Origin of the sequence: Duncaniella sp. (assembly GCF_029054785.1) — a bacterium.
In the GTDB taxonomy this organism is placed as follows: domain Bacteria; phylum Bacteroidota; class Bacteroidia; order Bacteroidales; family Muribaculaceae; genus Duncaniella.
Genome location: NZ_JAIDEN010000056.1, coordinates 1 through 21930, shown reverse-complemented (window position 1 = coordinate 21930; position 21930 = coordinate 1). Strand labels below are relative to the sequence as shown.

The 21930-nt window shown below is 55.9% G+C and carries 14 protein-coding genes; 9 read left to right on the top strand and 5 right to left on the bottom strand.

All coding sequences use genetic code 11. The features are described 5' to 3' along the window. Positions 1 to 58 precede the first annotated feature (58 nt). From K2H17_RS03800 to K2H17_RS03765, 8 genes are all read left to right on the top strand, one after another. On the top strand, positions 59 to 1606 hold the full coding sequence (locus K2H17_RS03800) for a bifunctional response regulator/alkaline phosphatase family protein (RefSeq protein ID WP_300131607.1): 1548 nt from the start codon (positions 59 to 61) through the stop codon (positions 1604 to 1606). Positions 1607 to 1646: 40 nt separating this feature from the next. Further along, positions 1647 to 2084: a tRNA (adenosine(37)-N6)-threonylcarbamoyltransferase complex ATPase subunit type 1 TsaE gene (gene tsaE, locus K2H17_RS03795; RefSeq protein ID WP_300131603.1), complete on the top strand. Its 438-nt coding sequence runs from the start codon at positions 1647 to 1649 to the stop codon at positions 2082 to 2084. Positions 2085 to 2086: 2 nt separating this feature from the next. Beyond that, positions 2087 to 2824, top strand: a complete 738-nt coding sequence (locus tag K2H17_RS03790) for a biotin--[acetyl-CoA-carboxylase] ligase (RefSeq protein WP_300131601.1) — start codon at positions 2087 to 2089, stop codon at positions 2822 to 2824. Positions 2825 to 2918: 94 nt separating this feature from the next. Beyond that, positions 2919 to 3227, top strand: a complete 309-nt coding sequence (gene trxA, locus K2H17_RS03785) for a thioredoxin (protein ID WP_300131599.1) — start codon at positions 2919 to 2921, stop codon at positions 3225 to 3227. A 237-nt stretch (positions 3228 to 3464) separates the two neighbouring features. Continuing rightward, positions 3465 to 4667 (top strand): threonine ammonia-lyase, encoded by a 1203-nt coding sequence (gene ilvA, locus K2H17_RS03780; RefSeq protein ID WP_300131597.1) that lies wholly within the window; start codon positions 3465 to 3467, stop codon positions 4665 to 4667. Between the two features lie 61 nt (positions 4668 to 4728). Continuing rightward, entirely contained in the window at positions 4729 to 5265 is a 537-nt protein-coding gene (locus tag K2H17_RS03775) for an SPOR domain-containing protein (protein WP_300131595.1), read from the top strand. A gap of 83 nt (positions 5266 to 5348) precedes the next feature. Next, positions 5349 to 6743, top strand: a complete 1395-nt coding sequence (locus K2H17_RS03770) for a hypothetical protein (RefSeq protein WP_300131593.1) — start codon at positions 5349 to 5351, stop codon at positions 6741 to 6743. Positions 6744 to 6807: 64 nt separating this feature from the next. Next, positions 6808 to 7893: a trypsin-like peptidase domain-containing protein gene (locus K2H17_RS03765; RefSeq protein WP_300131592.1), complete on the top strand. Its 1086-nt coding sequence runs from the start codon at positions 6808 to 6810 to the stop codon at positions 7891 to 7893. 128 nt (positions 7894 to 8021) lie between these two features. Here the strand turns inward: K2H17_RS03765 and K2H17_RS03760 are convergent, their stop codons facing one another. From K2H17_RS03760 to K2H17_RS03750, 3 genes are read right to left on the bottom strand one after another with little or no spacing between them, the layout of a single operon-like run. Next, a complete protein-coding gene (locus tag K2H17_RS03760) occupies positions 8022 to 9623 on the bottom strand; it encodes a S41 family peptidase (protein ID WP_300131590.1) in 1602 nt (533 codons plus the stop codon). Positions 9624 to 9657: 34 nt separating this feature from the next. Beyond that, positions 9658 to 10101 carry a pantetheine-phosphate adenylyltransferase gene (coaD, locus tag K2H17_RS03755; protein ID WP_300131588.1) on the bottom strand — a complete coding sequence of 148 codons (444 nt, stop codon included), beginning with the start codon at positions 10099 to 10101 and terminating at the stop codon, positions 9658 to 9660. Positions 10102 to 10136: 35 nt separating this feature from the next. Beyond that, on the bottom strand, positions 10137 to 12095 hold the full coding sequence (locus K2H17_RS03750; RefSeq protein ID WP_300131586.1) for a DNA topoisomerase IV subunit B: 1959 nt from the start codon (positions 12093 to 12095) through the stop codon (positions 10137 to 10139). Positions 12096 to 12719: 624 nt separating this feature from the next. Between K2H17_RS03750 and K2H17_RS11205 the strand changes: the two genes are divergently transcribed. Further along, positions 12720 to 13163, top strand: a complete 444-nt coding sequence (locus K2H17_RS11205; RefSeq protein ID WP_363319921.1) for a transposase — start codon at positions 12720 to 12722, stop codon at positions 13161 to 13163. 579 nt (positions 13164 to 13742) lie between these two features. Here the strand turns inward: K2H17_RS11205 and rpoC are convergent. Both rpoC and rpoB read right to left on the bottom strand, forming a co-directional pair. Beyond that, entirely contained in the window at positions 13743 to 18065 is a 4323-nt protein-coding gene (gene rpoC / locus K2H17_RS03745) for a DNA-directed RNA polymerase subunit beta' (RefSeq protein ID WP_300131585.1), read from the bottom strand. 51 nt (positions 18066 to 18116) lie between these two features. Continuing rightward, on the bottom strand, positions 18117 to 21923 hold the full coding sequence (rpoB, locus tag K2H17_RS03740; RefSeq protein WP_300131605.1) for a DNA-directed RNA polymerase subunit beta: 3807 nt from the start codon (positions 21921 to 21923) through the stop codon (positions 18117 to 18119). Positions 21924 to 21930 lie beyond the last annotated feature (7 nt).

Genomic DNA, 21930 nt, shown 5'->3' with positions numbered 1-21930 from the left:
GACGAAGACTGACCCCAAAAGCCTCAGACCATCCCCCTCAACAGCAAAAACAAGCGCCATGTCATCAACCATACTCTGGGCCGACGACGAGATTGATCTCCTGAAGCCCCACATAATGTTTCTCAAAGGCAAAGGCTACGACGTCGTGACCGCATGCAGCGGCGCCGACGCCCTTGAACTTGCCGCGCAGCAGAACTTCGACCTCATCATCCTCGATGAGAACATGCCCGGACTGACCGGACTCGAAACCCTTCAGCGCATAAAACTCACCTCGCCCCACATCCCGGTCATCATGATCACCAAAAGCGAGGAGGAAAACATCATGGACCAGGCCGTCGGCAACAAAATCGCCGACTATCTGATCAAACCCGTCAACCCCAACCAGATACTGCTCTCAATCAAAAAGAACCTCCACTCCGAACGCCTCGTCTCCACCCAGACCGGAAGCGACTACCGCCAGGAGTTCTCGCGGATCTCGACCATGATCGACTCCGCCTCCACGATCAGCGACTGGATGGACCTCTACAAGCTCCTGGTCCACTGGGAAATGCAGCTCTCCGCCACCGACACCCAGATGGACGAGCTTCTCGACATGCAGCGCAAGGATGCCGGAACCGCCTTCGCTAAATTCATCAAAAACAACTATGCCGGATGGATCGCCGACAAAAACGCACCGGGGCGCCCGATGATGTCGCCCGACATCTTCAAAAACCGCGTGTTCCCGCTGCTCGACGCCGGTGAAAAGGTCTTCTTCATCCTGATCGACAACTTCCGTCTCGACCAGTGGGCCGCCGTCAAGCCCCTTCTGGCCGACACCTTCAACTTCAGCGAGGAACTCTACTGCTCGATACTCCCGACCGCCACACAGTATGCCCGCAATGCTATCTTCTCCGGACTGATGCCGGTCGACATCGAAAAAATGTTCCCCGACCTGTGGGTCGACGAAGATGCCCCCGAAGGCAAAAACCTCAACGAGTCGCCGATGATCGCCACTCAGTTCGAGCGCTACCGCCGCCACTGCAAATTCTCCTACACGAAGATCAACGACTCCGCCGCCGGTGAGAAACTCCTGCGTGAATTCTCCAACCTGCTTGACAACGACCTGAACGTCATCGTCTTCAACTTCATCGACATGCTCTCCCACGCCCGCACCGAATCACGCATGATCCGCGAACTGGCCGCCAACAACGCCGCTTACCGCTCGATCTCCGAATCGTGGTTCCGCCACTCGCCGGCAATCGAGATCTTCCGCCGGATAGCGGCCAAGGGCTACAAGATAGTGCTCACGACCGACCACGGCACCGTCCGCGTCGACAATCCCGTCAAAGTTGTCGGTGACAAGAACACCAACACCAACCTCCGCTACAAGATAGGCAAAAACCTCGCCTACAACGCAAAGCAGGTCTATGAGGTCAAACAGCCCGCACGTCTGGGCCTCCCCGCCCCCAATGTCTCGTCGACCTACATCTTCGCGACAGGCCGCGACTTCTTCGCCTATCCCAACAACTATAACTATTACGTGCAGTACTACGACGGCACCTTCCAGCACGGCGGCATCTCGCCCGAAGAGATGCTCATTCCGATCATCACTCTGACAGCCAAATAGAATCAAACAAAAGTCACTTACAATAAAAGTCACTTACCGCATGAAAAAAATAATGATCCCCTCCGTCGAAGCTCTCCCTCAGGCAGCCCAGGAATTTCTGAGCCTGATGGACGACGCGACCGTCTACACCTTTGAAGGCGAGATGGGCGCCGGAAAAACCACATTCATCAACGCCCTCTGCCGCGCATTAGGAGTAGAGGAAGACCCGACCGGCTCGCCGACATTCTCAATCATCAACGAATACCGCTCAGACACCACCGCCGAGCTGATCTACCACTTCGACCTCTACCGCATCGAATCGCTCGAACAGGCCTTTGACATCGGCGTGGAGGACTATCTCGACTCCGGAGCACTCTGCCTGATCGAATGGCCCGACCGCATCGACGACATCCTACCCGACGACACCGTCAGAGTCAAGATCGAAGTACTCCCCGACGGCGGACGCTGCCTGACCATCGACAATCCCGCCGAAGCCTGAGAATGGAAATAATCGAGCTTGAAGAGACAGCCTCGACCAACAGCTATCTCGCAGCCATAGCCCGCGAAAGCCGCGAAGGCCTGACAGTGGTCTGCCGGTGTCAGACCGCCGGTCGCGGCCAACGCGGCAACAGCTGGGAGTCAGAGCCGGGCAAAAACATCACCATGTCGCTCCTGCTGAAACCCGCCGGGCTCCACCCCTCGCGCCAGTTTCTGGTCTCCCAGGCAGTCTCGGTGGCCATTGTCAGCGTCCTTTCGCGCCATCTTCCCGGCGAAGAGATCAGGATCAAATGGCCCAACGACATCTATGCCGGCGACCGCAAAATCTGCGGGATCCTCATTGAAAACTCAATCACCCAGAGCGGAATCAACCACTGCATCGTCGGGATGGGCATCAACGTCAACCAGACCCGCTTCCTGTCCGACGCCCCCAACCCGGTGTCGATGGCCATGCTGACCGGACTCAGCTATCAGCTGCGTCGGCTGACCGAAGAAACCGTCAGCGAGATCCTCCGCGAGACAGGAGCCATAGCCACAGCAAGCGAAGATCTGCAAAAACGCTACTTCGAACTGCTCTGGAGACGTGAAGGCTACTGGCCCTACACCGACAATCTGCGCGGCGAGCGCATCATGGCCCGCATCGAGTCCGTAGCCCCTGACGGCATCATCACCCTCGCCCTGCGCGACGGTGACGAAAAGCGCAGTTTCGCGTTCAAGGAGATGGCCGCCTGCCTGAAGTGACGGGTGACAGTAAACCAACGATGGCGTAACGGTGTTATAAAGTCACCGAACAATGACTTTTTTCAACACCCACTCTATAAAAAACGCTATCGTTATGAATGATTTCAATGAAATAATCAACAGTGACAAGCCGACTCTGGTCGACTTCTTCGCCACATGGTGCGGCCCGTGCAAAATGCAGGGTCCGATCCTTGAGGAGCTTAAAAACAAGGTGGGCGATGCCGCCAATATCGTCAAGATCGACGTAGACCGCAACCCCGATCTTTCAGCCAAATATCAGATCCGGAGCGTCCCGACGCTGATCATCTTCAAAAACGGCGAACCCCAGTGGCGCGCCTCCGGTCTCCAGCAGCTTGAAATACTCGAAGACAAACTGCGCATTCAGGAAGAGCCGGGCAAATAAGAGGTTGTTTCACAACACCCTCTAAGCGGCTATCAGGCAACCGACAGCCGGTTCAGCAGACATTTTTAAGCTTCATACCAATACCGAATAAAACAAGATACCCGGTCCGCGCAACCTATGCAGCGCGGCCGGGTATTTTTAGATGTTGTTTAGAGGTTGTTTAAAAACAACTTCTTATTTTGGAGGATAGATCGGGATTTCATAAATTTGCGTCATGATAATAACCCAACATTCATCATGGCTGAAACACTTGAAATTTCTGAAATCTACCGCGCAGCCCAGGTGCTGCGCGATGTTGCACGCCATCCGCGTCTGATCGGCGTTCCCAATATCAATCCTGAAGCCGAGGTCTATATCAAACCTGAGAATCTCCAGCACACAGGCGCGTTCAAACTCCGCGGCGCCTACTATAAGATCTCCCAGCTCACCCCTGAGGAGAAAGCCCACGGCGTGATCGCCTGCTCGGCCGGAAACCATGCCCAGGGAGTGGCCCTCGCAGCAACACGCAACGGCATCAAATCCATCATCTGTCTCCCCGCCGGAGCACCGATCTCGAAGATCGAGGCCACAAAACGCCTCGGTGCCGAAGTCTGCCTTGTGCCCGGTGTCTATGACGATGCCTACCAGAAAGCGCTCGAACTTCAGAAAGAACACAACTATACCCTGATCCACCCCTTTGACGACCTCAAAGTGATTGCCGGACAGGGCACCATCGGACTTGAAATCCTCGAAGAGATGCCCGACGTCGAGGCCGTGATCGTCCCCATCGGCGGCGGCGGTCTGATCGCGGGAATCGCATTTGCACTCAAGCAGCTCAAACCCGATGTCAAAGTCTACGGAGTCCAGGCTGAAGGCGCACCCTCGATGTTCCGCTCGGTCAAGGCCGGAGAGCGCGAACGCCTCGAAAAAGTGGCCACGATAGCCGACGGCATAGCCGTGAAGGAACCCGGAATCAACACCTTTGACTTCTGCTCAAAATATGTCGACGAGATCGTGACCGTCAGCGAAGACGAGATCGCAGCCGCTATCCTCGCGCTGATCGAGCAGCAGAAACTGGTTTCCGAGGGAGCCGGCGCCGTATCTGTGGCAGCCGCCATGTTCAACAAGGTCCCCATCCAGGGCAAGAAGACAGTCTGTGTGGTTTCAGGCGGCAATATCGACGTGACGATCCTCAACCGCGTGATCACCCGCGGCCTTGTCAAGAGCGGACGCAACTGCACCCTCACACTCGACCTCACCGACCAGCCCGGACAGCTCTCCGGCGTCTGCCGCGTGTTGGGCGAAAACGGCGCCAACATCATTTCCGTGACCCACGAGCGCAATTCCCACCTCACCTCGATCAACGGCTGTCTGATCCGCGTCGAAGTCGAGACCCGCAACAACGATCACATCGACATACTGCACAAAGCCCTCGCCACTGCGGGCTACCACGTTGTCTGAACCATCCGCCCCGAATCCACATTATATAATAGAACCCACCTCTTAGTAATATCACTGAATCATGTACCGACGCTTCAATTTCATGCGGCTTCTGCCGGCTGCCGCCCTGCTGACGACAATACTCAGTCTCAGCAGCTGCAAGACCAACGAAAACAACTACCGTCAGGCCTATGAAACGGCTGTCGCCCAAAAACGTGAAACGTCAGGGGTGGATTCAACCATCTATGCCCGCATCCGCAACAGTGCCCGCACTTCGGATCTCGTCACCGGCAGCGACTCGCTTCCGATGCGCACCGAATATGTGGGCTATACGGATGACGGCGGGGCCTCACGCGAAATGCTCAAACGCTACAACGTTGTAGTCGGGCAGTTCCGCCAGGTGTTCAATGCCCGGCAGATGCGCGCACGCCTTCAGGCCAACGGCTATCCCGAAGCCTTCATCATCCACACCCGCGAACCGCTCTACTACGTCTGCACCGCAACCTGCCAGAGCGCCGAAGAGGCCGCCGAGGCATTCCGCAAAGTCACGGCTGACAAATCAATCGTGCTTCGCGAGCCCCTGCCCTTCATCCTGCGCCCGGCCCTCCTGGCCCGATAGGCCACAGCAGAGGCAACTCTGCGCATCCTGACCAATCAAAAGACTTTACCGAAAATTAACCATATCACAAAAACACTTGCAAGATGAAACAGTCATTTCCTTATATCCCACCGGCAACGGACTCTCAGCTTGTCTATACCGACGGCGAGACTATGGGTGAGGCTGTCGAGGCTTTTGAAAGCCAAGACTATGTCAACGCCATCCATCTGCTGATCGATGCCCTCGACAGCGATTTCCGCGAACGCTACGGCAATGAAGACGGGACATCGTTCAGAATTCCCCACGGCTCGATAGTCGTGCAGATCGACATCACAGACGAAAGTCTGCATATCTCCGCCGAATTCCTGCGTCTTCCGGAAAAAGGCCGTGTTGCGATGTTGCGTCAGATCGCCGAAATGAACATCAACAATCTCATGCTTGCCCGCTTTGTCAAGAGCGGTGACTATCTGAGAATGGACTATAAATGTCCTCTGACCGACACCCATCCCCACAAGATCCACGCCATAATCTACAATATCTGCGCCATCGGCGACAAGTATGACGATGAGTTCTGCACCCGTTTCAAAGCCGAACGCTGCTACACTCCGAAAATCACACCCTATACCCAGGAAGAGGTCGACAAAGTCTATGACGGCCTGCAAACCGTAGCCGGGCTTGCCCTTAAAGCCGCCGGAGAATATAACTCCCAGCGCCGCTACATCTACGCCTGGACCATAATCCGCGCGGCCATCCATCAGTTCACCTTCATCGCCAACCCGCAGGGACAGCTCATCAACGAGATCGAAAAGGCAGTCGAGTCCATGAGTGACGAGCGCCCGATCGAGGAACTCGTCTCACGCGGCACGGCATTTCTCCAGAAACTCATGGAGACCCCGAAGGAAGAACTGGCCAAAGACCTCTACACGGTGGAGATGATGGTGTCCATGAAGCCACTAGCACCGCTCCAGAGTGTACAGGATGACTTTGAAAGCCTCCACGAGGATGTCACACAGGCGATGCAGAAAGGAGACTACGACCAGGTTGTCGTGCGCATTTTCTTCTCCTTCTACTCCTTGCTTGCCGAAAACAACATCTCTCTCCTTCTGGAATATCTGATCATCACGGCTCTGCGCGAAAGTGCCGGACTCCCCCTCAAGGAAGCAGCTGGAATACTTCTCAACGCACTCGACAAAATCATGGACGGTGACATCGAGCCGGATGACGATGACGATGAGGACGATGATGAGGATGACGAGGAATATGATGACGACGAAGAAGACGACGATGACGAGGATGACGACGAAGAAGACGACGATCTTTCGGAGATGCCAGCCAACATCCTGTCAGACTCTCAGAAACTTACCGAAGCCATGAGCGGAGAAGAGATCGCCGACATCCAGCGCCGGATGGACGATGCGCTGAAAGCAGGCAACATGACCGAATACATGCGCCTCGCAACAGAACTTCAGATGCGTATCCTCAGTACCCTGGGCTCCTGAAAGAATCCTGACTGATCCCACGTCTACCGTTCAATCCATTCACCATCATCAATCCATCTGTCTTATGAATCCTGAAATAAACAAACTCATATATAAAGTGACCCATGCCGATGGGTCAGGCAGTTGCTTCTATCTCAAGCAGCACGACATTTTTGTGACCAACTATCATGTTGTGGCAGGCTACCGCAAAGTTGCCGTCCATGACAATGAGCGCAACCCCTACGAGGCACGTGTGGTTGTAGTCAATCCTGAACTTGACCTTGCATTGCTCGCCGTCGATGCCGACTTCAGCCATCTCCCCGACTTTCCTCTCGCCGACGGCGAGGATCCGGCCATAGGCTCCAAGGTCCATGTGGCAGGCTACCCCTTCGGAATGCCCTTCACAATCACCGAAGGCTCCCTCTCCTCTCCGCGCCAGCTGATGGACGGAAAATATTACATCCAGATCGACGCACCGGTCAATCCCGGCAACTCCGGAGGCCCTATCGTCAATGACAAAGGCGAGATAATCGGCGTGACAGTCAGCAAATTCGCCTCTTCGTCAGCCGACAACATGGGCTTCGGCATCCGCCTTGAATCCCTGGCCCAGCTGCTCGACGCGATCGGCGACCTTGACCGCGGAGAGTTTCACGTACAGTGTGACAGCTGCGACGAGCTTATATCCGGCGACGAGGAATATTGTCCCTCATGCGGAGCACGTCTTGACGAGCGCGTGTCGGCAGTCCATGAGATGTCTCCTCTGGGCAGATTCTGCGAAAGCGCCATCGAGAGAATGGGACTGAATCCGGTGCTCGCCCGAAGCGGCCACAATGTCTGGGTGTTTCACCGCGGCAGCTCTGAGATCAGACTCTTCGTCTATGACCGCAACTATCTTTTTGCCGTGTCACCGATCAATCTGCTCCCGAAGAAAAATGTCGAAAAGGTGCTCGACTACATGCTTGACACCGACTTCTATCCCTACAAGATGGGGGTTGACGGCCGTCAGATCTATCTCTGCTACCGCATCCATCTCGCCGATCTGACCGAAGACTCACGCGAGCGCATCCTCAACAATATTGTAGGTCTCGCCGAAAAGGCCGACGAGCTTGACAACAGACTCGTCGATGAATACGGCTGCGAGTTCTCGCTCTACTCCAAAGCTGATCAGTAAAGGATCCTCCCGTCAGGACAAAACTGCCAGTAGGGACGCTTTAAAAAGCGTCCCTACTGGGCTATTATGGCAGGGGATGCGCCCCCCTGAATTTATTGAATCGGGCTTTTGACAGCCAACCTTAAAGTCTACTTCTGCGGGGAGGTGAGATAGGACTTATAGAGTGCGGGATCGTTGATGATTTTGACAGCGGCCGCAAAGGTCGGGTCGAGGGGGCTGACAACGCGTGAGTAGGTCGACTGTTCGTAGATATCGCGACCGATCAGGCCTTTGACAATGGCCCGCAGCAGAGGCTCCGAACAACGGAACTGTTCCTCATTATAGGTGACGCCGTCGGCTGTCCCGCGGTCGATCAGGCCTTGCATGATCTCAGGCGAGACAGTGAATTTTGCTATGTAGGCCTCCTCGGTCGGATAGCTGCTCTTGATTTTCGCGCGGTTGGCATCGACATAGTTGACCGTGAAATTGTTGACCGCTCCCTTGGCGATCAGGTCGCGGTAGTAGGGCGAATACATCGTCGTGTCGATCGCCACGAACTTATCGGGCATGATGCCCCCGCCGCCATAGACCGGACGGTGGAGCCGGCGGGTATGGAAAAGCAGCGAATCGGCGAAATGATGGATGCTGTCGGCATTGGTCAGCTCCCCGGCATTGAAGCGGTTGATCATGTCGAGCTGATAGTTCTCGTCATCGCCGTCGACATAGGGCTTCTGGATGCAGCGTCCGGAGGGGGTGTGATAGCGCGAGACTGTCAGACGCATCATCGAGCCGTCAGGGAAGGGGAAAGGACGCTGGACGAGTCCCTTGCCGAAGGTGCGGCGTCCGACGATCACTCCACGATCGTTGTCCTGGAGCGCTCCTGAAAGGATCTCGCTTGCCGATGCCGAATATTGGTTGACCATCACAACGACACGACCGTCGAGAAACGATCCGTTTTTCTGGGTGACATACTCGGCCACTCCGTTTTTGGGCGATTCGGTGTAGACCACCAGGTCGCCTTTGCGCAGGAACATGTCGGAGATGTCAGTTGCCGGGCGCATGTAGCCGCCGCCGTTGTCCGTAAGGTCAAGGATCAGATGGCGCATTCCGTTTTTCTTCAGCTTGCCCATAGCCTCGCGCACTTCGTCGGCGGTCGCCTCAGCGAAACGGCTGACGCTGATGTAGCCTACGGAGTCGTTGATCATATAGGAGGCCTCGACGCTGTAAATGGGTATGTTGTCGCGCTCAACACGGAATTCGAGCAGCTGGGGGTTGCCCTTTCTGAGGACTTTCAGTCGGGCTACTGTTCCTTTCGGGCCGCGCAACACCTTCATGATGTCGTTGTTCTTCATGCTGACACCTGAAATGACAGTGTCGTTGCAGGAGATGATCCGGTCGCCGGGGATGATGCCGACTTTCTCCGAAGGACCTCCGGCCACGGATTCGATGACATAGAGCGTGTCATTGTTCATCTGGAAGCGGATGCCGATGCCGGAGAAGTTGCCGTCGAGCGGCTCGGTCAGCTCGCGGGTCTCTTCGGGCGAAGAGTAGGTCGAATGCGGATCGAGGGTCTTGAGCATCGCGACGATGGCTTCAGTCACCACCTTGGCGGTGTCGATCTGGTCGACATAATATGATTCGATGATCTGTTCGGCGTAACGCAGCTTGCGTTCGGGCGTAAACTGGATATGCCCCAGAGAGGTCAGGCAGACTGCAATGAGGAGTATGGTGGAAAAAAACAGTTTTTTCATCTGTCGGATTGTGTAAAAGTGTGTGTATATCTTTTTATGGCTGCGGGATAAATTCGCTGACATCGCGCCCGTAGGACCGCAGCTCGCGCACCACCGAGGAGGATACCGCCGCATATTCCGGCAGGGTGAAGAGCAGGAGGGTCTCGATTCCTGAGATCCGGCGGTTGATGTCGGCCAGGTTGCGCTCATATTCGAAATCGACAGCCGAACGGACTCCGCGCAACATCCAGCGGGCGCCCTGGGCCTCGCAGGCGTCGACCGTCAGGCCGGAATAGGCAATGACCGAGACTTTCGGCTCTGAGGCATAGAGGGCGCGGATCTCCTCGACACGGGTATCGGTCTGCGGGCCGGTTTCTTTGCCGGAGTTGACTCCGACGGCTATGACAACGCGGTCAAAAAGCGGCAGAATCCGCGAGACGAGTGACTGATGGCCCACGGTGAAGGGATTGAATGAGCCGGGAAACAGGATTGTGTTCATCTGAAAAACAAATGCTTGATGAGACTGCGCGGGGGTCAGACGATCTGCGAGTCATCTTCGACAACAAGATTGTCAATGATAAAGTTCTGGCGCTCCATTGTGTTCTTGCCCATGTAGAATTCAAGCAGCTCGGCAACAGCGTCCTCCTTGCGGAGGGTGACACGGTCGAGACGCATGTCAGGACCAATGAAGCCGCGGAATTCTTCAGGCGAGATCTCTCCGAGACCCTTGAATCGGGTGATTTCGGCATTGTCGCCAAGTTTCTCGATGGCGGCGATGCGTTCTTCGTCGGTGTAGCAGTAGTAAGTGTCCTCCGCAGCCGATGCCGATCCGCGGGCGCCTCGCTTGGTGGTCTTGTGGTTGCGCACACGGAACAGCGGGGTCTGGAGCACGTAGAGATGCCCCTTCTTGATCATGTCGGGGAAGAACTGGAGGAAAAATGTCATCAGCAGCAGGCGGATGTGCATTCCGTCGACGTCGGCATCGGTGGCGATGATGACGTTGTTGTAGCGCAGTCCGTCGATCCCCTCCTCGATGTTCAGAGCGGCCTGAAGGAGGTTGAACTCGTCGTTCTCATAGAGGATCTTGGCCGGGACGCCATAGGAGTTTTTAGGTTTTCCTCGCAGCGAGAACACGGCCTGGGTCTCGACGTTGCGGATCTTGGTGATCGAACCGGCAGCGGAGTCACCCTCGGTGATGAAGATCGACGATGCGAGTTTCTTCTCCTCGCTTCCGCGGCTGTCGTTGAGATGGACGCGGCAGTCAAGGAGCTTTTTGTTGTGGAGATTGGCCTTTTTCTGCTTCTCGCGGGCGAGTTTTGTGATGCCGGCCATCGCCCTGCGGTCACGTTCGCTCTCCTGGACCTTTTTCAGGATGATGTCGGCGACGTCGGTGTTGCGGTGCAGATAGTTGTCAAGCTCGGTTTTGATGAAGTCACCGATAAACTTGGCCACGGTCGGACCTTCGGGTCCCATGTCGCGGCTTCCGAGTTTGGTTTTGGTCTGCGATTCAAACACCGGCTCCTCTACCTTGATGGAGACGGCGGCGATCATTCCGTTGCGGATGTCGGAGTAGTCGAAATCGCGTTTGAAGTATTCTTTGAGTGTGCGTGAGACCGATTCCTTGAAGGCAGTCAGGTGAGTGCCGCCCTGGGTTGTGTGCTGGCCGTTGACGAAGGAGTAGTATTCCTCGCCGCGCTGATTGGCATGGGTGATGGCCACCTCGATGTCGTCGCCTTTGAGATGGATCGGGGCGTAGAGCGGATCGGTGGTCATGCTGTCGCGCAGCAGGTCGAGAAGGCCGTGGCGCGAAATGTAGCGCTTGCCGTTGAAGATGACGGCCAGTCCGGTGTTGAGGAAGGTGTAGTTCTTGATCAGCGGGATGATGAACTCGTCGCGGTAGGCATAGTCGCGGAAGATGCTTGCGTCAGGGGTGAAGCGCACCAGTGTGCCGTTGGCTTCGGTGGTTGGCTCGATGTCGCTCTCCTCTACGATCTCTCCGCAGCGGTAGAGCACGCTTTTCATCTGTCCATCGCGGACACTGCTGATGAAGAACTCTGTCGAGAGGGCGTTGACGGCTTTGATGCCGACACCGTTCAGACCTACGGATTTCTTGAATGCCTTTGAGTCATATTTGCCGCCGGTGTTCATCTTTGAAGAGACATCGACGAGCTTGCCCAGAGGCACTCCGCGGCCATAGTCGCGCACGGTGACTGTCCCGTCGGCCACGTCGACGAGGATCTGCTTTCCGAAGCCCATCATGTATTCGTCGATGGCATTGTCGAGCACTTCCTTGATCAGTACATAGATGCCGTCGTCGAAGTTCGATCCGTCGCCCAGCTTGCCGATGTACATACCGGGACGCCGGCGGATATGTTCCTTCCAGTCAAGTGTCTTTATATCGTCCTCATCATAGTCGGCGGCAGGTGTCGGAGTGACTCCGGCTGATTCCGGAGTCTCGATGTCATCGTGGATTAGTTCGTCATTCTCGGTCATGGCGCGTATCTGTTATGATAAGTAAGCACAAATTTACGAATTTTTCGCGGATTAAGCAATGATTTATTTTTTCCCTGCTCCGGGGCGGGGATAATGCAATGAGCTTTGATAGCAAGATGATGTTATCCAGCCTCTACGAGGCAGGCGGAGGGAATGACAGGCTCTACCCCAGGCATCGCTACGGCCCTGCGGGCCTACGCTAACCCTGGGGTTTCGAAAACATAGGCTCTCCGAGCCATCGCAAACCAGCCCCAATGCTTTCCATGATCCTCCAAGACCTATGCAACCGCAAATGATCATCGCCTCTCAGAGCCATTGCCGGGCCGGACTGCCGACACCAAGCCATATGTAGCCGCAGATGATTCATCGCCGAGCTATCGTTAAGCTGCGCCAGGACCAGTGATGGCTCGGAGAGCCTATGTTTTCGAAACCCCAGGGTTAGCGAGAGCCGAAGCGACAGCGAAGGCCGAGCGATGCCTGGGGTAGAGAACAAGCAACTAATCAGCCTCGAAGAGGCTGGTTAACATCGTAATACAACAAGATATTGTTTTACCCCCTCTAAATTTGCATATTGAAATAATAGATATTACTTTTGCTATACAAGTAACTCACTATCCTCTCCTCATGAGCCAGACAGCACAGCTTCTACACATCGTCATAAATACACATTGCCGACAGTTGACCATTCCAGAAACAACATGTCAGGATCTATACTCTATAATTGCAAACCTTGTCAAAGCCAGACACAGCTATCTGTATTGTATCAACGGAATAGGCAATCATCTGCATATGCTCGTTGACTTGCACCCGACAGAGGCTCTTTCAGAATTTGTGCGGCATATCAAGCAGAACAGCAGTATGTGGATGAAGCGGTCAGGCCTTTATCCGAGTTTTGACGGCTGGGGAAAGGAATATTTCGCGGCATCCGTATCTCCGTCGGCCAAAGAGAACGTGATACACTATATCATAAATCAGAAAACACATCATCTTATACAGCCCTTTGAAACCGAATTCCAAAAGCTGATACTGAACTCCGGCAAAAGATGGGAGGAGTATATGCTGACATGAATCCTAACCAGCCTCTCCGAGGCAGATTCAGCGGCTCTCTGCCACTACCCCAGGCACCGCTCGGCCTCCGCTATCGCTCCGGGGCTCACTCACCCTGGGAGGTCTGAAATTCAGGCTCTCCGAGCCTCCAGGCTGACACAACGCAACCAATGTTTCGCACCTACGGCGCTCTAAATCTTTATATGCCATCCATTAACCACAGCTGCGAACCCCTACGGGGCTCTTGCTGTGGCCTGGATTCTTCACGCTGCTACGCAGCTTCGACGGAACGAAACGCTAAACACTGAGCAGCTTTGACCGAAATGCGTCTCACGACCCAAAGCGCCAAACACTGATTATGCGACACTCAGCTTTGACCGAAATGCGTCTCACGACCCCACGCGCCGCTCAGCCTATGCTGTCGCTCCGGCGCTCGCTCACCCTGGGGGTTCGAAAACTCAGGCTCTCCGAGCCTCGGCTGCCCAAACCATCTCTGCATTTTCATTCTCCAAAACGCAAGTCACCCCCTGACGAACTTTTGTCGTCAGGGGGTGACTGTGGGGGTTATCGCTTGTCTCTACATGTGGAGAGACGCGGGGATCAGAGTTCGGTGTGGGCTACGTCAACGACTTCGGGTGCTTCGTCGCGTGATACGACGGGGATGTCGAAGGCGTCTTCGATGTCGTCCTTGCCGCCGACTACGATGCGCTCGTAGGAGCGGAGTCCGGTACCGGCGGGGATGAGGTGACCGCAGATGACGTTTTCCTTCATGCCTGCGAGGTAGTCGACCTTGCCGTTTATCGCGGCTTCGTTGAGCACCTTGGTTGTTTCCTGGAAGGAAGCAGCCGACATGAACGACGATGTCTGGAGTGCGGCACGGGTGATACCCTGGAGGATCTGTTCGGATGTCGCGGGCTGGGCGTCACGTACCTGGATCGGACGGAGGTCACGGCGCTTGAGCGATGAGTTTTCGTCGCGGAGCTTGCGGGCGGTGATGATCTGTCCGGGCTTGACGTTTTCGCTGTCGCCGGCGTCGGTGACAACTTTCTTGCCCCAGATGCGGTCATTTTCGTCCATGAAGTCGCGCTTGTCGACAACCTGCTGTTCGAGGAAGTTGGTGTCGCCCGGATCGAGGATGTTGACTTTACGCATCATCTGGCGCACGATCACTTCGAAGTGCTTGTCGTTGATCTTCACACCCTGCATGCGGTAGACGTCCTGGACTTCGTTGACGATGTATTCCTGAACGGCTGTCGGACCCATGATGTTGAGGATGTCGGCCGGGGTGGTGGCACCGTCGGAAAGCGGTGTACCTGCGCGGACGTAGTCGTTTTCCTGAACGAGGATCTGCTTGGACAGGGGCACGAGATATTTCTTGGTCTCGCCGAGTTTTGAGGTGACTGAGATCTCGCGGTTGCCGCGCTTGACCTTTCCGAACTTGACTTCGCCGTCGATTTCCGAGACGATTGCGGGGTTCGAGGGGTTGCGGGCTTCGAAGAGCTCGGTCACACGGGGGAGACCACCGGTGATGTCACCGGCAGAACCTGCGGCACGCGGGATCTTGACGAAGATTTCGCCGGGTTTGAGTTCGGCGTTCTCGTCGACCATGAGGTGGGCGCCCACGGGGAGTGCGTAGGTGCGGAGGATCTGGCCGTTTGCATCGACGATGTTGGCTTCGGGAACTTTGCCACGCTCCTTGGATTCGATGATGATCTTTTCGCGGAGACCGGTCTGTTCGTCGGAGTCGACGCGGAAGGTGACGTTTTCGGTGAGGTTGACGTACTGTACCTTACCACCGGCTTCGCTGACGATGACGGCGTTGAAGGGGTCCCATTCGCAGATGACGTCGCCTTTCTTGACGCGGGCGCCGTTGTCGAAGAAGAGTTTGGCACCGTAGGGGATGTTGGCGTTGGTGAGCATCATCTTTGTGGTGGGGTCGATGATTCGCATTTCTGCGAGTCGGCCGATCACCACGTCGACCTTGCGGCCATTGGCGTCAACTTCCTCGGTCTGCACGGTGCGGAGTTCTTCGATTTCGAGAATACCGTCGTAGCGCGAGGTGAGCGAGTTGACGGCCGCGATGTTCGAGGCGACACCACCGACGTGGAATGTACGGAGGGTAAGCTGAGTACCGGGCTCGCCGATTGACTGTGCGGCGATCACGCCGACAGCTTCGCCCATCTGGACCATGCGGTGAGTTGCGAGGTTGCGGCCATAGCACTTGGCGCAGACGCCTTTCTTGGATTCGCAGGTAAGCACCGAACGGATTTCAACCGATTCGATCGGCGATTCGTTGATGCGGTCGGCTGCCACGTCGTTGATCTCTTCGCCGGCGGCTACGATCAGCTCGCCATTGGTGGGATCGATGATGTCATGGACAGAGACGCGTCCGAGGATGCGTTCGCCCAGAGAAGCGACAACTTCGTCGTTGTTCTTGATTTCGGTGCAGACGAGTCCGCGGAGGGTTCCGCAGTCTTCCTCGTTGATGATGACGTCATGGGCCACGTCGACGAGACGACGGGTAAGATAACCGGCGTCGGCTGTCTTGAGCGCGGTGTCGGCAAGACCCTTACGGGCACCGTGGGTTGAGATGAAGTATTCGAGCACCGAAAGACCTTCCTTGAAGTTCGCAAGAATCGGGTTCTCGATGATCTGACCACCTTCGGCACCGCTCTTCTGGGGCTTGGCCATAAGACCACGCATACCGGAGAGCTGACGGATCTGGTCTTTAGAACCACGGGCACCGGAGTCAAGCATCATGTAGACAGGGTTGAAGCCCTGCTTGTCTGCCGAGATCTGCTTCATGAGGGTGTCGGCCAGACGTGAGTTGACGTGTGTCCAGATGTCGATGATCTGGTTGTAGCGTTCGTTGTTGGTGATGAAGCCCATCGAGTAGTTGTTGAGGACTTCCTGAACCTGCTCGTAGCCTTCGCGTACATATTCTTCCTTTTCGGCGGGGATAAGGACGTCGCCGAGGTTGAACGACAGACCGCCCTTGAATGCCATGTAGTAACCGAGGTTCTTGATGTCGTCAAGGAACTGTGCCGAACGGGGAATACCGCAGTTTTTGATTACGCGCGAGATGATGGTACGCAGTGATTTCTTCGAGAGGATCTCATTGACGTAGCCGATTTCTTTGGGGACGTAGCGGTTGACGAGCACACGGCCTACGGAGGTGTTGTCGACGAGGTGTTTGATCGGGTTTCCGAATTCGTCGATGTCATCGACCACTACCGATACGGGTGCGTGGAGTGTGACACGGCCTTCGTTGTAGGCGATCTCTGCTTCTTCAGGACCGTAGAATTTCAGACCTTCGCCCTTGTCGCCCTTGCGGAGTTTGGTGATGTAGTAGAGACCGAGCACCATGTCCTGAGAGGGGACGGTGATAGGCGCACCGTTGGCGGGGTTGAGGATGTTGTGCGATCCGAGCATGAGCAGCTGGGCTTCGAGGATGGCCTCGTTGCCGAGCGGGAGGTGGACTGCCATCTGGTCACCGTCGAAGTCGGCGTTGAATGCCGTACATGCGAGGGGGTGGAGCTGGATTGCCTTGCCTTCGATCATCTTGGGCTGGAAGGCCTGGATGCCGAGTCGGTGAAGCGTCGGGGCACGGTTGAGGAGCACGGGGTGGCCCTTCATAACGTATTCGAGAATGTCCCATACGACGGGTTCCTTGCGGTCGACGATCTTCTTGGCCGATTTGACGGTCTTGACGATGCCGCGCTCGATGAGCTTGCGGATGACGAAGGGCTTATAGAGTTCGGCAGCCATGTTTTTGGGGATACCGCACTCGTGCATCTTCAGTTCGGGACCTACGACGATAACTGAACGGGCCGAGTAGTCGACACGCTTACCGAGGAGGTTCTGACGGAAGCGGCCCTGCTTGCCCTTGAGCGAGTCAGAGAGCGATTTGAGGGGACGGTTGGCTTCGGTCTTGACGGCTGAAGACTTGCGTGAGTTGTCAAGGAGTGAGTCGACGGCTTCCTGAAGCATACGCTTTTCGTTGCGGAGGATGACGTCAGGAGCCTTGATCTCTATGAGGCGTTTCAGACGGTTGTTGCGGATGATGACGCGACGGTAGAGGTCGTTGAGGTCGGAGGTCGCGAAGCGGCCGCCGTCGAGGGGCACGAGCGGACGGAGTTCAGGCGGAATGACGGGCACTGCCTGGAGGATCATCCATTCGGGACGGTTGCGCTCGCGCGATGCGCGGAACGATTCAACCACCTGGAGGCGCTTGAGGGCCTCGGTCTTGCGCTGCTGCGAGCCTTCGGAGTTGGCCTGGTCACGCAGGGCGTAGGAGAGGTCGTCGAGGTTGATGTCCTTGAGAAGGTCGTAGATTGCCTCGGCACCCATCTTGGCCACAAACTTGTTGGGGTCTGTGTCGTCAAGGAGCTGGTTTTCACGGGGCAGACGGTCTACGATCTCGAAGTATTCTTCCTCTGAGAGAAGGTCAAGACGCTGTACGGGCTTCTCGCCTTCGGCGGCAACACCGGGGTTGATGACGACGTAGCGTTCGTAGTAGATGACTGCGTCGAGTTTCTTCGAGGGAAGGCCCAGGAGGTAGCCGATTTTATTTGGAAGCGAGCGGAAATACCAGATGTGAGCCACGGGAACCACGAGTTTGATGTGGCCCATGCGTTCACGACGTACTTTCTTTTCGGTCACTTCAACACCGCATCGGTCGCAGACAATGCCTTTGTAGCGGATGCGCTTGTACTTGCCGCAATGGCATTCGAAGTCCTTTACAGGACCGAAGATGCGCTCGCAGAAGAGGCCGTCGCGCTCAGGCTTGTAGGTGCGGTAGTTGATGGTTTCAGGTTTTAACACCTCGCCGCTCGACTTCTCAAGAATCTCCTCAGGCGAAGCAAGCCCGATGGAGATTTTTGAGAAACTGTTTTTTTGCTTATTGTCTTTTCTAAAAGCCATATATATAATATGAAAACAATGTTAAAATTAAGGATGTCGCCGGGGCTGACATTACTGCTCAAGGTTGATGCTGAGACCGAGGCCGCGGAGTTCGTGGAGAAGCACGTTGAGTGATTCGGGAATTCCGGCGGGTGGCATGGCCTCGCCCTTGACGATAGCCTCGTAGGTCTTCGAGCGGCCTGTGACGTCGTCGGACTTGACAGTGATGATCTCCTGGAGGATGTGGGCGGCGCCGAATGCTTCGAGCGCCCAGACTTCCATCTCACCGAAACGCTGTCCACCGAACTGGGCTTTACCGCCGAGAGGCTGCTGGGTGATGAGTGAGTACGGACCGATCGAGCGGGCGTGCATCTTGTCTTCAACCATGTGGCCGAGCTTAAGCATGTAGATCACACCTACGGTTGCGGGCTGGTCGAAGCGTTCGCCTGTGCCGCCGTCGTAGAGGTAGGTCTTGCCGTAGCGGGGGATGCCAGCCTTGTCGGTCCACTCGTTGAGGTCGTCAAGTGTGGCGCCGTCGAAGATCGGGGTGGCGAATTTCTCGCCGAGTTCGCGGCCGGCCCATCCGAGGACGGTCTCGAAGATCTGTCCGAGGTTCATACGCGAAGGCACACCCAGCGGGTTGAGGACGATGTCGACCGGAGTACCGTCGGCGAGGAAGGGCATGTCTTCCTGACGCACGATACGCGAAACGATACCCTTGTTACCGTGACGGCCTGCCATCTTGTCACCGACGCTGATCTTACGCTTCTTGGCGATGTAGACCTTGGCGAGCTTCATGATGCCTGAGGGGAGCTCGTCGCCGATGGAGATGTCGAACTTCTTGCGGCGGAGTTCGGCGTCGATCTCCTTGGATTTGCGCAGGTAGTTGACGATGGTGGCGCGGATCATGTCGTTCTTGTGGGCGTCGGCTGTCCACTTCGAGAGGTTGATGGTGTCGTAGTCGATCTCACGCAGTGTAGCGGCGGAGAATCTTGCACCCTTGGGGATGATGTCGGTTCCGAGGAAGTCCTTCACGCCCTGTGATGTCTTGCCGTTGGTGAGAGTCATGAGTTTCTCAACAAGGAGATCCTTGAGAGCGTTGAGACGGTCTTCATATTCCTCGTCGAGCTTGGGCAGCACTGCGCTTGCGCTCTTCTTGGTCTTTTTCTTTTCGGCTTTCTGGAAAAGATGTGTGCCGATGACAACACCCTTGAGCGAGGGAGAAGCCTTGAGAGAAGCGTCCTTCACGTCGCCGGCCTTGTCGCCGAAGATGGCGCGGAGGAGTTTTTCTTCCGGAGTGGGGTCGCTTTCGCCCTTGGGAGTGATCTTGCCGATCATGATGTCGCCGGGGACGATGTGGGCGCCCACGCGGATGATGCCGCGTTCGTCAAGGTCCTTGGTAGCGTCTTCCGACACGTTGGGGATGTCGGAGGTGAGCTCTTCCATACCGCGTTTTGTCTCGCGGACTTCAAGAGTGTATTCGTCGACGTGGACTGATGTGAGGATGTCTTCGCGGACCACGCGTTCGTTGAGCACGATGGCGTCCTCATAGTTGTAACCCTTCCAGGGCATGAAGGCCACCTTGAGGTTGCGTCCGAGAGCGAGTTCGCCCTTTTCGGTCGAGTAGCCTTCGGTGAGGATGTCGCCTTTCTTGACGCGCTGTCCCTTGTTGCAGATGGGACGGAGGTCGATAGTGGTGCTCTGGTTGGTCTTGCGGAATTTGGGGAGACGGTATTCTTTCACGCTGTCCTCGAACGAAACGAATTCTTCGTCCTCGGTGCGGTCATAGCGGATGCGGATGACGGTTGCGTCGACAAACTCGATGGTGCCTTCGCGCTCGGCCATAATCTGGGTGCGGCTGTCGCGGATGAGCTGGCCTTCGATGCCTGTTCCGACGATCGGCGACTCGCTGCGCAGCAGGGGCACAGCCTGACGCATCATGTTCGATCCCATGAGCGCGCGGTTTGCGTCGTCGTGTTCGAGGAAGGGGATGAGCGATGCTGCGATCGAGGCGATCTGGGTGGGCGACACGTCCATGAGTTCCACCTGGTCCGGGGCGACGATAGGGAAGTCGGCGTCCATACGGGCTTTGACGCGCTCGTTGATGAAGTCACCGTTGTCGTTGACAGGAGCGTTGCCCTGGGCGATGATCTTGCCTTCTTCGATTTCAGCGGTGAGGTAGACGACTTCGTCGTTCTTGAGGTTGACCACTCCGTCCTTGACTTCGCGGTAGGGAGTCTCGATGAAGCCGAGGTCATTGATCTTCGCATAGACGCAGAGCGAGGAGATCAGACCGATGTTCGGGCCTTCAGGGGTCTCGATCGGGCAGAGACGGCCGTAGTGGGTATAGTGTACGTCACGGACCTCGAAGCCTGCACGCTCACGTGAAAGACCGCCGGGGCCGAGGGCCGACATACGGCGCTTGTGAGTGATTTCGGCCAGCGGGTTGGTCTGGTCCATGAACTGTGAGAGGGCGTTGGTGCCGAAGAATGTGTTGATGACGCTCGAAATGGTCTTGGCGTTGATAAGATCAATCGGGGTGAACACTTCGTTGTCACGGACATTCATGCGTTCGCGGATGGTGCGCGACATGCGGGCCAGACCTACGTTGAACTGGTTGTAGAGCTGCTCGCCTACGGTGCGCACACGGCGGTTGCTCAGGTGGTCGATATCGTCGACATCGGTCTTCGAGTTGATAAGCTCGATGAGATATTTGATGATGGCGATGATGTCTTCCTTGGTGAGCACCTTGACATCCATCGAGGTGGTGAGGCCGAGTTTCTTGTTGATACGGTAGCGGCCCACCTCGCCGAGGTCATAACGCTTTTCAGAGAAGAAAAGGTTGGTGATGACTTCGCGGGCGCTGGCATCGTCCGGCGGCTCGGCGTTGCGGAGCTGTCGGTAGATGTACTGGATAGCTTCCTTCTCGGAGTTGGATGTATCCTTCTGGAGAGTGTTGAATATGATGGAGTAGTCGGAGGTGTTGGCGTCTTCCTTGTGGAGAAGCACGGTCTGCACGCCCGAATCAAGAATTTCCTGGATGTTCTCTTCTTCAAGGACAGTCTCGCGGTCGAGGATCACGTCGTTACGCTCGATCGAAACAACTTCGCCGGTATCTTCGTCAACGAAGTCCTCGACCCAGGTCTTGAGCACACGGGCGGCGAGCTTGCGGCCCACGGCTTTCTTGAGGTTGGTCTTGTTGACCTTGATTTCCTCGGCAAGTCCGAAGATCTCGATGATGTCCTTGTCACTTTCGAGGCCGATCGCACGCAGAAGAGTGGTCACAGGGAGTTTCTTCTTACGGTCGATGTAGGCATACATGACGTTGTTGATGTCAGTAGCAAACTCGATCCAGCTGCCGCGGAAGGGGATGATACGGGCGCTGTAAAGTTTGGTGCCGTTGGCGTGGGTGCTCTGTCCGAAGAACACGCCGGGCGAACGGTGGAGCTGAGACACGACAACGCGCTCGGCGCCGTTGATGACAAAGGTACCCTTGTCAGTCATGTAGGGGATCGGGCCGAGGTAGACGTCCTGTATCACAGTAGCGAAGTCCTCGTGGTCAGGGTCAGTACAGTAGAGTTTGAGCTTGGCCTTGAGGGGAACGCTGTAAGTCAGACCGCGTTCGAGACATTCGTCGATCGTGTAACGCGGAGGATCGATGTAATAGTCAAGGAACTCAAGCACAAAGTTGTTGCGGGTGTCGGCGATGGGGAAGTTTTCGGCGAACACCTTGAAGAGTCCCTCGTTTTTTCTTTTTTCCGGGGGAGTGTCGAGCTGAAGGAAGTCCTGGAACGACTTCAGCTGCACCTCCAGAAAGTCAGGATAAGGGAGAGGGGTTTTAACCGACGCGAAATTGACGCGGGGTTTTGCTAAAGTGATATCTGAC

What these genes read in the sequence shown, in the direction of transcription:
- K2H17_RS03800 (WP_300131607.1), top strand. Translation starts at nt 59, where the DNA reads ATGTCATCAACCATACTCTGGGCCGACGACGAGATTGATCTCCTGAAG.
- tsaE (WP_300131603.1), top strand. Translation starts at nt 1,647, where the DNA reads ATGAAAAAAATAATGATCCCCTCCGTCGAAGCTCTCCCTCAGGCAGCC.
- K2H17_RS03790 (WP_300131601.1), top strand. Translation starts at nt 2,087, where the DNA reads ATGGAAATAATCGAGCTTGAAGAGACAGCCTCGACCAACAGCTATCTC.
- trxA (WP_300131599.1), top strand. Translation starts at nt 2,919, where the DNA reads ATGAATGATTTCAATGAAATAATCAACAGTGACAAGCCGACTCTGGTC.
- ilvA (WP_300131597.1), top strand. Translation starts at nt 3,465, where the DNA reads ATGGCTGAAACACTTGAAATTTCTGAAATCTACCGCGCAGCCCAGGTG.
- K2H17_RS03775 (WP_300131595.1), top strand. Translation starts at nt 4,729, where the DNA reads ATGTACCGACGCTTCAATTTCATGCGGCTTCTGCCGGCTGCCGCCCTG.
- K2H17_RS03770 (WP_300131593.1), top strand. Translation starts at nt 5,349, where the DNA reads ATGAAACAGTCATTTCCTTATATCCCACCGGCAACGGACTCTCAGCTT.
- K2H17_RS03765 (WP_300131592.1), top strand. Translation starts at nt 6,808, where the DNA reads ATGAATCCTGAAATAAACAAACTCATATATAAAGTGACCCATGCCGAT.
- K2H17_RS03760 (WP_300131590.1), bottom strand. Translation starts at nt 9,623, where the DNA reads ATGAAAAAACTGTTTTTTTCCACCATACTCCTCATTGCAGTCTGCCTG.
- coaD (WP_300131588.1), bottom strand. Translation starts at nt 10,101, where the DNA reads ATGAACACAATCCTGTTTCCCGGCTCATTCAATCCCTTCACCGTGGGC.
- K2H17_RS03750 (WP_300131586.1), bottom strand. Translation starts at nt 12,095, where the DNA reads ATGACCGAGAATGACGAACTAATCCACGATGACATCGAGACTCCGGAA.
- K2H17_RS11205 (WP_363319921.1), top strand. Translation starts at nt 12,720, where the DNA reads ATGAGCCAGACAGCACAGCTTCTACACATCGTCATAAATACACATTGC.
- rpoC (WP_300131585.1), bottom strand. Translation starts at nt 18,065, where the DNA reads ATGGCTTTTAGAAAAGACAATAAGCAAAAAAACAGTTTCTCAAAAATC.